Origin of the sequence: Psychrobacter fulvigenes (genome assembly GCF_904846155.1) — a bacterium.
Classification (GTDB): domain Bacteria; phylum Pseudomonadota; class Gammaproteobacteria; order Pseudomonadales; family Moraxellaceae; genus Psychrobacter; species Psychrobacter fulvigenes.
This window is the reverse complement of record NZ_CAJGZP010000001.1, coordinates 1637779-1650800: the sequence shown is the minus strand read 5'-3', so window position 1 is coordinate 1650800 and position 13022 is coordinate 1637779. Positions and strand designations below refer to the sequence as shown.

10 protein-coding genes are annotated in these 13022 nt (G+C 45.2%); 6 read left to right on the top strand and 4 right to left on the bottom strand.

Translation table 11 applies throughout. The features are described 5' to 3' along the window. Positions 1-27 precede the first annotated feature (27 nt). The 3 genes from cysW to JMX03_RS07065 all read right to left on the bottom strand — a co-directional run bounded on the left by cysW (position 28) and on the right by JMX03_RS07065 (position 3254). The gene (gene cysW / locus JMX03_RS07075) at positions 28-993 is read right to left on the bottom strand and encodes a sulfate ABC transporter permease subunit CysW (RefSeq protein WP_201595582.1); all 966 of its coding nucleotides are present in this window, start codon (positions 991-993) and stop codon (positions 28-30) included. 1 nt (position 994) lies between these two features. Beyond that, positions 995-1879 (bottom strand): sulfate ABC transporter permease subunit CysT, encoded by an 885-nt coding sequence (gene cysT, locus JMX03_RS07070; RefSeq protein WP_227677730.1) that lies wholly within the window; start codon positions 1877-1879, stop codon positions 995-997. 280 nt (positions 1880-2159) lie between these two features. Further along, on the bottom strand, positions 2160-3254 hold the full coding sequence (locus tag JMX03_RS07065) for a sulfate ABC transporter substrate-binding protein (RefSeq protein WP_201595579.1): 1095 nt from the start codon (positions 3252-3254) through the stop codon (positions 2160-2162). 311 nt (positions 3255-3565) lie between these two features. Here JMX03_RS07065 and JMX03_RS07060 point away from each other — a divergent pair, with 311 nt between their 5' ends. Then, positions 3566-4687: a Fic family protein gene (locus JMX03_RS07060; protein ID WP_201595576.1), complete on the top strand. Its 1122-nt coding sequence runs from the start codon at positions 3566-3568 to the stop codon at positions 4685-4687. Between the two features lie 129 nt (positions 4688-4816). Here the strand turns inward: JMX03_RS07060 and sat are convergent, their stop codons facing one another. Next, positions 4817-6070, bottom strand: coding sequence for a sulfate adenylyltransferase (gene sat / locus JMX03_RS07055; RefSeq protein WP_201595573.1), 1254 nt, complete (start codon positions 6068-6070; stop codon positions 4817-4819). Positions 6071-6320: 250 nt separating this feature from the next. Here sat and JMX03_RS07050 point away from each other — a divergent pair, with 250 nt between their 5' ends. From JMX03_RS07050 to JMX03_RS07030, 5 genes are all read left to right on the top strand, one after another. Beyond that, on the top strand, positions 6321-8012 hold the full coding sequence (locus tag JMX03_RS07050; RefSeq protein ID WP_201595569.1) for a nitrite/sulfite reductase: 1692 nt from the start codon (positions 6321-6323) through the stop codon (positions 8010-8012). Continuing rightward, entirely contained in the window at positions 8005-8601 is a 597-nt protein-coding gene (locus JMX03_RS07045) for a DUF934 domain-containing protein (protein WP_201595566.1), read from the top strand. The genes JMX03_RS07050 and JMX03_RS07045 overlap by 8 nt, the downstream gene beginning before the upstream one ends. Before the next feature lie 65 nt (positions 8602-8666). Next, positions 8667-9305 (top strand): phosphoadenosine phosphosulfate reductase domain-containing protein, encoded by a 639-nt coding sequence (locus tag JMX03_RS07040; protein ID WP_201595563.1) that lies wholly within the window; start codon positions 8667-8669, stop codon positions 9303-9305. Positions 9306-9570: 265 nt separating this feature from the next. Then, complete coding sequence (cobA, locus tag JMX03_RS07035; protein WP_201595561.1) at positions 9571-11310, top strand: uroporphyrinogen-III C-methyltransferase; 1740 nt, start codon at positions 9571-9573, stop codon at positions 11308-11310. Between the two features lie 147 nt (positions 11311-11457). Continuing rightward, positions 11458-13020: an exonuclease SbcCD subunit D C-terminal domain-containing protein gene (locus JMX03_RS07030; RefSeq protein ID WP_406947694.1), complete on the top strand. Its 1563-nt coding sequence runs from the start codon at positions 11458-11460 to the stop codon at positions 13018-13020. Positions 13021-13022: the final 2 nt, after the last annotated feature.

Below are 13022 nucleotides of genomic sequence, written 5' to 3'. Positions count from 1 at the left end.
TCTAAGTGATGACACGCCCAAAGCAAATTAGCTTTTGTTAGCCAATGCTTTGTTTAGATCGGCTATCGTTTCGCCATCCGTGTCAGTACTTGCTTCAGTGCTGACCAATAACGTCGGAATGTTGTCAATCCGTGCGGATTTGGCAAACTTGCGCTCTTGCATCTTGGTCATGATTTGCTGAACCAATAGGGTTATCAAAGCCAGTCCGGCAAGTAAGCTCGACAAAGCAAAAGCTGCGGTAAAGTTATAATCGTTATAAGCAATCTCGACGAGCAGCGGCATGGTATTGGTCTCACCGCGAATATGGCCTGATACCACGCTTACCGCGCCAAACTCACCCATCGCCCTTGCATTGGTCAAGATTAAGCCATAAAGCAGTGCCCATTTGATATTTGGCAAGGTCACATGCCAAAAAGTCTGCCAACCCGTAGCGCCTAAAGTGAGCGCAGCCTGCTCTTCACTATCGCCTTGGGTCTGCATAAGCGGGATCAGCTCACGTGCCACAAATGGGAAGGTGACAAATAATGTCGCCAAAATAATGCCAGGAACGGCATAAATAACCTGAAACCCCATGCTCTCAAGCCAGCCACCAACGGTAGAATTGAGTCCGAATAGCAATACAAACATCAAACCCGCCACCACGGGCGATACCGAGAACGGTAAATCAAGCAAGGTGGTGACCAGTTGTTTACCTTTAAACTGATAGCGCGTCACCAGCCAAGCAATGGCGATACCCATCACCATGTTGATCGGTAACACGATACCAGCGGTAATCAGCGTCAGCTTAATCGCTTGTAGCGCTTCTGGGTCAACTAAGGATGCGATATATAACTGCCAGCCGTTTTTAAAGGCTTCATAAAACACTGCCAGCAAAGGGATAACCAACATGACAATCATAAATAACACCGCAACCGCGATAAAAATACGTCTAATCCATGGGGTGTCTTTGGTTGCAGGGTTGCTCTGATAGTCGTAGCTATTGGATATTTGCATATCAGCGGGCTCCTACGCGGCGCGACAGTTTCCACTGTACGATGTTGATACTTAGTAAAATAACAAAAGAGATAAGCAGCATAAACAATGCTACTGCCGATGCGCCTTGCACATCAAACTGCTCAAGTTTACTAATAATAATGATGGGTAAAATCTCAGACTGCATCGGAATATTACCCGCGATAAAAATCACTGAACCGTACTCGCCAGTCGCGCGGGCAAACATCATGCCTGCGCCCATCAGTAGTGCTGGCAACAGCTCTGGTAAGATTACTTTACGAAACGTTGTTAAGCGATTGGCACCGAGTACCGCAGCCGCTTCTTCAAACTCAACCGATAGCTCTGCCAGTACTGGCTGCACAGCGCGGACAATAAATGGAAAACTGACCACCACCAATGCCAGCCAAATCCCCAATGGCGTAAAAGCCACCTGAATATCAAACTTGGCAAACCACTGACCAATGAGGCCATTGGGCGCATAAAGGGTGGCAAGAGAGATACCAGTGACCGCGGTTGGTAGTGCAAACGGCAGATCAACCAAGGCATTAATCATAGACTTGCCCCAAAACTCATAACGCACGAGCACCCAAGCAACCAACGTCCCAAACACCATGTTGGTCAGCATCGCTAAAAACGACATCCATAGACTTAGCTTGATAGCTGCAGTCACTTGCGGCTGAGAGATGGTCTCCCAAAAGCCCGTCCAGCCCATTTGCGTGGTGGTATAGGCCATCATGGCAAACGGTAGTACCACCAATAGCGATAAGCTAAAGACAGTGATACCCATACTCAGACCGAAACCTGGCAGTACATTGCGTTGACGCAAACGGGTCAGCCAGCCTTTTTTGGCAGGGGCTTTGCGGGCAGAAGATGTTGTTGCACTCATAGTGATGTCCTGTTGCTTAACTAATAGCACTTAGCATTGCTACTTATCGTAAGACCCTGTTATTTCGAACTACCTGACTCTCAATATGTTTTGAACTATCGTAGACTGTGGCTTTAGAGCAGTTGAGAGTGAGGTATCGAACTTATTATTAGTATGCTTACGGTATAAAGGACATAGCGTATATGCCATGTCCTTTATGCGGTTTTTCATGACGATTGATGATTGTTTACGACTGGTGACTGCATGACTGTTGCTGCTAGTACCGCGACCGTATCAATCATTACTGCGGTGCATTTATCGCTAATTGATCGAAGACACCATTATCACTAAAGTACGTACCCATGATCTCATCCCATGTGCCAAAGGCGTCATTTGGACGGAAAGTTTCAATTGGAGGTAACTTATCACCATTCTTCTCTAGCACGCTTTGTACGCTAGGACGTAGATATAAGTTGGCCGCTAACTGCTGAGCAGGCTCGCTCCATAAGTAATCAAGATAGGCTGTTGCCGCGTCCGTGGTGCCTTTCTTATCCGTCACCGACTTCACAATAGCAACTGGGCTTTCAGATTTGATCGAATACTTAGGATAAACGATGTCTACTTGCCCAACCCCAAAGTCAGTCGCTGCAAGGTTGGCTTCGTTCTCAAAAGTGACCAATACATCACCAATACCGCGCTGCACGAAAGTCGTCGTCGCTGCACGGCCGCCATTCTCATAGACTTTGACGTTTTTGAGCATATCTCGGACATAGCCTTTGGCAGGTGCTTCTTCATTATTAAAAGCATGTAGACCGTAACCATAAGCGCCTAAGAACGCATAACGACCGTTACCCGTCACTTTTGGGTTGGCCATCACAATCTCAACGCCCTCTTTGGTCAAATCTTGCCAATCACTGATGCCTTTTGGATTGTCTTTACGCACCAAAAATACGATGGTGCTGGTAAATGGCACCGCATTATCAGAGAATTTGCTTTCCCAATCTGACTCAACCAAACCTTCTTTCTCTAGTAGCTCAATGTCTGAGCCTTGGTTCATGGTCGCAACATCTGCTTGTAGACCGTTAGCCACAGACAATGCCTGCTTGCTTGAGCCGCCATGAGACTGTTTGATTAGAATATTGCTGTTTGGGTGCTCGCTTTTGTAATGCTCAACGAACAGCGGGTTATAGTCTTTATAAAAGTCGCGTGCCACATCATAAGAGACGTTTAGCAACTCAATGTTTTGCGTTTCTGCTGCTGGCGTGCCATCAGCATTAGCAGCGGCTTCTGGCTGGTCGCTGTTGCTACAGCCAACCAGACCTAGCGTGAGCGCTACTCCAGCAATGCTTAAAAGGGTTTTATTTTTGTGTTGATAGCGTGCAGTGTAAGATGTCATTAAATGCCCCAAAAGGTGTTTGTTATGTAATGCAGCTATGCTAACAGCACCTTGTTATTATGTTTAATGACGAATATGCGTATGTTATTGCCACAATGGAATAACAGGAGATTGACAGGCAAATGATCATAAAAGTACGTGCTCGCTGTGATATAAAAAAAAACGATTTGTAAGTACGGTAGTAAGGCGAGCTTGAGGATTCAAGATGCTGCACATGACCTGAATACTCAAAATGCATTGAATAACTCCTATAATCACCGCATAATATGCAGAGATTAGACTTTTAATGACCGCATCACTTAGGAATAACGATGAAACATGTGACTTATATCCATGAAAGACCAGACTGGACACAGTGGTGCTGGTCGGATAAACGATTGCTACCATTAGTGAGTCGTGTACGGATATTGCAGGGGCATTTGCTTGGTCAACTATTAACGTTAGGGTTTGATTTGAACGTTGAAGCACAGTTAGATGCGGTCACTCTTGAAGTGGTTAAAACATCTGAGATCGAAGGTGAGACGTTAAATGATGAGCAAGTACGCTCCTCTGTCGCACGGCATTTGGGCATAGAGACTAATGACATGCCTGCTGCCACGCGCGAAATTGATGCGATTGTTGAGATGATGCTTGCGGCCACTTATGGTTATCAGACAGCGCTGACACTAAACGACTTACTGGGATGGCATAACGCTTTGTTCCCAACAGGATATAGTGGGATGTATAGCATTAAAACAGGAGCAATTCGTGATGATAGTAAAGGACCTATGCAAGTGATGTCTGATGGTTACGGGCGCGAACAGGTTCATTTTGTAGCGCCAAGTGCAGATAGGTTGCCCATAGAGTTAGAGCGCTTCTTATCATGGTTCAATACCTCAGCTAATGAGCAGGATAATTTAGACCTCGTCATCAAAGCAGGTGTCGCTCATTTATGGTTTGTGACACTGCATCCTTTTGATGATGGAAATGGCCGCTTAACACGTGCAATAACCGAAAGAATGCTGGCGCAGAGTGACGGTAGCATGCAACGCTTTTACAGCATGTCGGCTCAAATACTTAAACAGCGTAATGAATACTACAAAATACTAGAGCGTACTCAAAAAGGGGATTCAGATATTACAGAATGGTTGGTTTGGTTTTTACAAACGCTAGAGCAAGCACTGTTATCTGCACAAAAAACAACGGATAAAATCATCAGTAAAGCCAGCTTTTGGCAGACCCACCGTCAGCAATCATTAAACCCAAGGCAAGTAAAGATGCTCAATATATTACTGACTGACTTTTATGGCAAGCTCACGACCAAAAAGTGGGCGACGATGACGAAGTGTTCAGCGGATACCGCATTAAGAGATATTAATGATTTGGTAGAAAAAGGCATGTTAGAGAAGTCTGTTGCTTCAGGACGTAGTACGAGTTATGAGGTAACGCTGTAACTGTAGCGCAGACTCATGTAGATAGCATAGACTCATATAGAATAGATAAAAAAGCAAAATCCCCAGTCGTTAGACTGGGGGTTTTTTAAATGTGTTAGCTACAACTGTGTTAGCTACAACTAATAGAATCTATACCGCAGACGCACCGACTAACTTCACCTCAGTACGTTCCTCTCTTGCAATACCTGCGTAATAATTGCGCAAAATCTCTAGCACCTCAGGACGGCTAAAGTTCTCTGGCACGTTTTCATCTTCTGATAGCGCCTTACGCAACTTAGTGCCTGATACTTTGACATGTTCAGACGCTTCATGCGGGCAAGTTTTGTCTGAAGCCATAGCATTACAAGCATTGCACCAAAACGTCCAGCCAATTTTTAACGGCTGCGTAATCAAATCATCTTTACCGACATATTCAAAGATAGCCTGTGCATCAAACGCACCATAATAATCACCAACGCCTGCATGGTCACGGCCGACAATCAGATGGCTACAGCCGTAGTTTTGACGGAATACCGCGTGTAGTAGTGCCTCACGTGGTCCAGCATAACGCATATCTAACGGATAACCGGCTTGAATAACGGTGTCTTGTCTAAAGTAATTATCAATCAACGTTTTAATCGCTTCTTGGCGCACTTCGGCTGGGATATCGCCTGGTTTGAGTGCCCCGAGCAATGAATGAATCAATACCCCATCACAAATCTCGATAGCAATCTTGGCAAGGTACTCGTGTGAGCGATGCATTGGATTACGCGTTTGGAAGGCGGCAACCGTCTTCCAGCCTTTAGCATCCAGTATTTCCCGCGTTTCAGCAGGGGTTTTATAAATCTCTGGATATAAGGTTGGGAACTCGCCTTCGCTTAGCACTTCGACGCTACCTGCAATGTTTACTTCACCTTGGTTAAGTACTTGCTGCACGCCCGGATGTTCGTTATCAGTGGTGGTAAAGACTTGCTGACACTCATGTTCTTTATCGATGGTATAAGTTTCTTCTACCGTTAAGATACCCATGATTTCGCCATCTTTCGCCACTAACGCGACCTTATCACCTTGGTTTAAGTTATCGGCAGTCGCTTTAGGCGCTGATAACGTGATGGGAATCGGCCAAAACAAGCCAGCATTGTCACCACTTTGCAGGCGCATATCATCAACAACCCCTTGCCAATCCACTTGGTTCATAAAGCCATTTAGCGGCGTAAAGCCACCAATACCGAGCATAATCAAATCACCACGCTCACGCGAGCTCAGAGTAATCGTCGGCAAGCTGCTGGCAAGTTTCAATGCTTGGTTGCGGGTATCACCCTTTAATAGTAACGGTTTAAGCTCGCTGCTGCCATGTGGCGGAACAAGTTTTGATGGCTGTTGGTTAGCAGTGGTAGATGTCATTTTTTGAAACCTTTATAGGTAGTGATGAAATAAGTCGTGATAAATTTGATAAGCATAGGCTACCTAACTTTCGTTATGAAAATTTATGCTGACTTTGGATATACATATGTCTTAAAGGAATTTATGTTTGCAGGCGCAAGCTTATATGATGTGACTCTGAATTGTTTACCTTGCGACTGGCAATAAGATTGAGTACACACGCCAATCATTTTCGTCGCTGCTTTTATGTTTAAAAAATTGAGATTACGTCATGTATCAATATAACTACGCTGACCAAACCTTGGTAGAAGAACGAGTCGCCCAGTTTCGCGACCAAACCGAGCGGTTTTTGGCAGGCGAGCTGCCAGAAGAGCAATTTTTGCCGCTGCGTTTGCAAAACGGCCTCTATATCCAGCGTTATGCGCCGATGTTGCGTATCGCTATTCCTTACGGTCTGCTTGCCAGCTACCAATTGCGTAAGCTCGCGGAGATTACCCGTAAATATGACAAAGGTTATGGGCATTTCACTACCCGTACCAATATGCAGCTGAACTGGCCGAAACTAGAAGAAGTGCCAGATATTTTGGCGGAGTTGGCCTCGGTACGGATGCATTCTATTCAAACCTCTGGTAACTGCATCCGTAATACCACCACCGACCCGTATGCCGGCATTCATCAAAATGAGATTGCCGATCCGCGTCCCTATTGCGAAATCATTCGCCAATGGTCGACCTTTCATCCTGAGTTTGCTTTTTTGCCGCGTAAATTTAAGATTGCCGTTATCGGCACCGATAATGACCGTGCAGCGACACAAGTGCATGATGTTGGTTTGCATTTAAAGAAAAATGAAGATGGCGAGCTTGGCTTTGAAGTCTTGGTCGGTGGTGGTCTTGGTCGTATCCCCGTCCTTGGTAAAGTTATCAATAAATTTTTGCCACGCGAGCATCTGCTTAGCTATCTAGATGCCATATTGCGGGTTTATAACCTACATGGCCGTCGTGATAAAGGCAGTAAATACCGATCACGCATCAAGATTTTGGTTGACACCTTGGGCGGCCCTGCCTTTGCCAAATTGGTCGATGCCGAATGGGAAGCGCATACCAAGGACGGGCCACTGACGCTGACGGATGCCAACTTTGAGCATGCCAGCAGCTTCTTTAGTGAACCTGATTATGTGACCTTTGATGCCCTACAAACACAGTCTGATTTGCAGCAGCAACTAAGCGCTGATAAAGACTTTGCCAATTGGTATAACCAAAATACTGTGGCGCATAAAGTCGCTGGTTACCGCGCGGTAGTGATTTCTTTAAAAGCAGGCTTAGTCGATGGTAAGTATGTACCATCCGGTGATGTTACCGAATCGCAGATGGATGCGCTTGCTGACCTTTCTGATAAATATAGCTTTGGCGAGCTGCGCGGTACGTATCAGCAGAATTTAGTCTTCGCTGACGTGCAAACCAATCAGTTATACGAGTTATGGCAACAGCTGTCTGAGCTACATCTGGCGCGACCTAATATCAACACCTTAACCGATATGATCGTCTGCCCTGGCTGGGATTATTGCTCGCTGGCTAACGCCACCACCCATAATATCGCTGAGCAAATTGAAAAGCAGTTTAGCGATTTGGACTACCTATATGATCTTGGCGATATCCGCTTAAACATGTCGGGCTGTATCAATGCTTGCGCGCACCATCATACGGGTGATATCGGTATCCTGGGCGTCGATAAAAAAGGCGAAAACTGGTATCAAATCAGTCTTGGCGGCAACTCGAGTAACGATGCCAAACTTGGCAAAATACTAGGCCGCTCCGTCCCTACTGAAGCGGTTGCTGACACCATTCAAAAGATCGTTGATGTCTATGTCGATCTGCGTGCCACCACTGATAATGACGTTGAAAGCTTTGGCGAATTGGTTGAGCGCGTTGGTATTGATCCCTTTAAGGAGAAGGTCTATGGCTAATCACCATATTTTGGATAGTCAGGGCGTCGATATTAGCCATAACGATAGCTGGCATGCGTTAACCACTGATACCCTGCCAGATGGTATTGCCTCGATAGACCTCACGATACTTGAGCTGCTGCAAAGACAGGAAAAACCTGATGTCTTAGTACCACTGGCTGACCTATTAGATGGTTCAGGGACACTAGCAACGGGTTTGGTCAAAGAGGTATATGAGCTGATCAAACAGCATAGTAGCCGTATTGGATTATGGGTGACCGCTGACACAGATACAGATGCCTTGGCAGCGCTCAGTGAGCTGCTGTTAAAGCAGGATCTCATCGTCATTCATGTGCCAAAATTCGCTGATGGACGCAATTTTAGCTTTGCACAAACCTTGCGCCAAATTGGCTATCAAGGTGAGATTCGTGTCGCTGGCGCGTTTGGCCGTGATCAAATTGCTTATCTATTACGCGTGGGCGTCGACAGCTTTGTGCTCAATGAACACGACTTACAATCGGACTTTAATATCTCACAAGCGTTTACCGCCCTTGCCAGTAGCTACGATGGTCGCAATGCCGCCGCACTACCAATGTTTGCAGGCGCTTAATGTAGCATCAATCATAAAACTTATTATTAATCATTTTTATATTCACAACAATTGAGGAGTTTACCATGAGCCAGTTACACCCAAATCTAGATATCGACCAAGCAAACCAAGACCTGCAAGGTAAGTCACCAGAAGAAATCGTAGAATGGGCACTGACCCAAGCGAAAAACCCGATCATCACCACCAACTTCCGCCCTTACGAATCAGCGATTTTACATTTGGTCGCCAAGCAGCGTCCGGATATCACTGTACTATGGGTAGACTCAGGTTATAACACTGATGCTACTTACCAATTTGCTAATAAGCTGATAAACGACCTTGATTTGAACGTTATCACTTACATTCCTAAACAAACCGCTGCTCATCGTAATGCGACCATGAACGGTATTCCAGGCATTGATAATCCGCAGCATGACAAATTTACCGACCAAGTAAAACTTGAGCCATTCCGCCGCGCGCTAGATGAGCTGAAGCCTGACGTGTGGTTCAATGCTATTCGAAAAGATCAAACGGAATTCCGCCAAGGTCTTGATGTACTCAGCCTATCAAAAGATGGTGTGCTGAAAGTAGCGCCTTTATTTGAAAAGACTGACGCTGATTTAGACGATTATCTGCTTGAGCATAATCTGCCAAATGAGTTTGATTACTTTGATCCAACCAAGGTTGAAGAAAGCCGTGAGTGTGGTTTACATACGCAGCTGTAGTACACAGCTATAGTCAGCCATAATTTTGAAAGCCCTTTTACACATAGGTAAGAGGGTTTTTTTATGGCAAACACCTTTATTCTCCTCTATTCTCATCTGCTTTTTTATTTTTCTTTCTATTGTTGTCCCTATTCTTTTTTCCACCAAAACTTATCGCTAACATGACAAAAACGAATATGCTAATGCCAATTCACTAAGTGAGAGTGCGCCTGTGATACCTCATAATGGCGACATCTCTTACATTGAATAAATTGCTGGTGATGCTATGAACACCTTTCCCTTATTTTTTAAATTAGAAGACCGCAAAGTACTTATCGTTGGCGGCGGTGATGTCGCGCTACGTAAAGCAGACTTACTCAGCCGCGCTGGTGCTGCCATTACGATTCTTGCACCAAGTATCAGCGCTGAAATACAAGCCTTGCTATCAGATAGTAAGCACGAACTCATCTATGAAAATTATAATAAAGCTTATATGACAGGTGCGCGCGTTATCATCGCCGCGACTAATATTGAGGCGCTGAATCATCAAGTTCACGCTGATGCTAGCGATCTTAATATTCCAGTAAACGTGGTTGATACCCCGCATTTATGTGACTTCATCTTTCCAGCAATCGTCGATCGCAATCCCATTGTGATTGGTATCTCCTCTAATGGCAAAGCGCCCGTGCTGGCACGTCTATTGCGGGCACGTCTTGAAACTCTAATTCCGCAAGGTTATGGCAAACTGGCCAAGCTTGCTGGTGTGTTTCGTAGCGAGGTAAAAACTAAGATACCAACTCTTACAGGACGTCGGCAGTTTTGGGAGCGCGCCTTTGAAGGTCAAGTCAGTCAGCTGATGTTTGCAGGTAATGAAGCGCAAGCCACTGCGCAGCTAAAAGCAGATTTAGAAAATACAGTAGCTACTCTTGAAGATAGCGCCAATAATACTATTAGCCCTAATACATGTAACCCTGTTACGCTCACTAGCCAACATGCTAATGAGCACAGTATAGAGTCTCTATCAGCGACTGCGCCCGTATCAACAAATGAATTAACGGCTACTCAAAACGCTGCTATTCAAAATAACAGTCAGACAAAACTAGCCCAAGTAGCCGTAGGTGAAGTCTATATCGTTGGTGCAGGCCCCGGTGATCCAGAACTGCTTACTTTTAAAGCGCTGCGTCTCATGCAGCAAGCAGATATCGTCTACTATGATGCGTTAGTCTCTCCACAAGTATTAGATTTATGCCGCCGTGATGCCGATAAAGTATTTGTCGGTAAAAAGCGCAGCAACCATGCGGTAGCACAATTAGGTATCAATGAGCTGTTGGTAAAAAGTGCGAAAGAAGGTCGCCGTGTGGTGCGTTTAAAAGGTGGCGATCCCTTTATCTTTGGACGTGGCGGTGAAGAAATTGAAAGCCTACGTGCGCACGGTGTGCCTTATCAAGTCGTGCCTGGTATTACCGCTGCTAACGCTGCCGCCAGCTATGCAGGAATTCCACTGACTCACCGTGACCACTCACAATCAGTGCGTTTCGTTACAGGATTTTTGAAGGCTGGCGCACCTAATAGCAATTTTAAAAGCTTTTTAAACACTGATGAAACCGTGGTGTTTTATATGGGTTTGCATTCGCTGGCACGTTTGACTGAAGGTTTAATTGACGCAGGGCGCAGTAGCGACACCCCAATTGCTATCGTCTCTAACGCCAGTATGCCCAATCAGCAAGTATTAACTGGTACGCTTGAGACTATTGTTGCTCAGCAAGAGCAGAACCAACTGCCCACGCCAGCTCTATTAATTATGGGAGACGTAGTTGCATTGCATCATGATTTGGCTTGGTATAACCTACACAATCAGCAAAACAATCAAAATACTGCTGACACAGCGGGTAACTGGCTACGTGAGGGAACTACTAAAGATAAAGGCGCAAAACAACCTATAGACCAGCAAGCGCATGCGCTATCTATGGTCGCTAATTTGGCTGCACAGCAAGAAGAAGGCTTGGAGCAGTTGGTGATTGGTTAGGTTTTATTATTAATTTCTAAAAAATTAAGTCCTACCGATAATATATTGGCAGGACTTTTTTTATGCGCTTGCAACAGAGCAGAAGAGCAAACCGCAACAATTCTTGCTAGAATGACAGCTTTCTATTAAATGTCTTTAAGCTCAACTATGTCCACACCTGCCAATACCAAATTCATGCCTATGAAACCCTTAAATATCCTACACACCTCAGATTGGCATTTGGGGCGTAGGCTTTATGGTCGTATGCGTTATGATGAATTTGAAGCGTTTTTAAATTGGCTGCAGGATGCTATTAGCACGCAGCAAGTCGATGTCCTTATCGTCGCGGGTGATATCTTTGATACCATGACGCCGAGTAACAGAGCACAAGCGCTATATTATGAATTTTTAGGCAGGGTCTCAAAATCATGCTGTGAGCATATCATCATCGTCGCGGGCAATCATGACTCCCCTACTTTTTTGGATGCACCGAGTAACGTGCTTAAGTTTTTAAACGTGCATGTCATTGGCACCGCTTGTGAAGACTTAAACGATGAGGTCTTGGTGTTAGACGATGCAGACGGTACACCGCATTGCATCATCGCCGCAGTCCCTTATTTGCGCGACCGTGACGTGCGTAGCAGTAGCGCTGGCGAGTCCGCAGATAGTAAAGACGCCAACGTTATCAAAGGCATTCGTGCCCATTATGATGAAGTGGCTAGCATTGCCAAAGCGAAGCAAACTGAATTAACAAAATCCCATCAGCGTCATATCCCTATCATCGCTACAGGGCATCTATTCGCGGCAGGTGGTACGACTACTGAAGATGATGGTGTGCGTGAGCTTTATGTCGGCTCACTCGGTAAGATCTCTGCTGATATGTTCGATGAAAGCTTTGACTATGTGGCACTTGGACATTTGCATGTTCCGCAGCGTGTCGGTGGTCGTGAGAGCATTCGCTATTCAGGATCGCCTATTGCGATGGGTTTTGGTGAGTCCAAGCAACAAAAGCAAGTATTGCTGGTACAGTTTGGCGCAGTAGAAAATGATTTTAGCGATCAAATGCCAGCGTCAAATAGTACATCTGAAAGCAATATGCCTAAGCTTACTGATACAGTGACCAAGATTGAAAAGTCGGTAGAAAAAGCCGCTAAAAAAGTAGCAAGTCGGTCAACTGGTTTTATAGATGACTTGTTTGGCTTTGATGACTCAGTAGAAAGTGATGTAAAGGAGGAAAGCACGGTTGAAGAAGGTTTAACTCAAACAGGTGCTAAGTTAGCACATCAACTTCTGCATCATGATGAGTCACGTCAGATGCAAGTGGTTTCCCTACCCATTCCAAAATTCCAAAAATTGGCGCAAATCTCAGGTAATTTGGAGTCTATTAATAAGACTATCGATAAAACCATCCAAGCTCTTGATGCAGCAGAATCCGTGTGGTTGGAAGTTATTTATACGGGTGATGACGTGGTCAGCGAGTTGCGTGAACATATTCAGGCGATGGTAGATGGCTTGCCGTGCGAGGTATTAAAAATAAAAAACACGCGCACCTATAATAAAGTACTTAACCAACAACAGATCTCTGAAACGCTACAAGACTTAAATGAGGAGGAGGTATTTGAGCGCTGCTTAATTGCTCACAATATTCCTGATGAGCAAAAATCATCCTTACGTGACGCCTATGATCAAATTGTTTATAACCTGCGTCATGAAGACACTCAGGCCGAATAATA

Bases quoted from the DNA above. Each gene is read 5' to 3' on its own strand.
- cysW (WP_201595582.1), bottom strand. From the start codon at position 993: ATGCAAATATCCAATAGCTACGACTATCAGAGCAACCCTGCAACCAAA.
- cysT (WP_227677730.1), bottom strand. From the start codon at position 1,879: ATGAGTGCAACAACATCTTCTGCCCGCAAAGCCCCTGCCAAAAAAGGC.
- JMX03_RS07065 (WP_201595579.1), bottom strand. From the start codon at position 3,254: ATGACATCTTACACTGCACGCTATCAACACAAAAATAAAACCCTTTTA.
- JMX03_RS07060 (WP_201595576.1), top strand. From the start codon at position 3,566: ATGAAACATGTGACTTATATCCATGAAAGACCAGACTGGACACAGTGG.
- sat (WP_201595573.1), bottom strand. From the start codon at position 6,070: ATGACATCTACCACTGCTAACCAACAGCCATCAAAACTTGTTCCGCCA.
- JMX03_RS07050 (WP_201595569.1), top strand. From the start codon at position 6,321: ATGTATCAATATAACTACGCTGACCAAACCTTGGTAGAAGAACGAGTC.
- JMX03_RS07045 (WP_201595566.1), top strand. From the start codon at position 8,005: ATGGCTAATCACCATATTTTGGATAGTCAGGGCGTCGATATTAGCCAT.
- JMX03_RS07040 (WP_201595563.1), top strand. From the start codon at position 8,667: ATGAGCCAGTTACACCCAAATCTAGATATCGACCAAGCAAACCAAGAC.
- cobA (WP_201595561.1), top strand. From the start codon at position 9,571: ATGAACACCTTTCCCTTATTTTTTAAATTAGAAGACCGCAAAGTACTT.
- JMX03_RS07030 (WP_406947694.1), top strand. From the start codon at position 11,458: ATGTCCACACCTGCCAATACCAAATTCATGCCTATGAAACCCTTAAAT.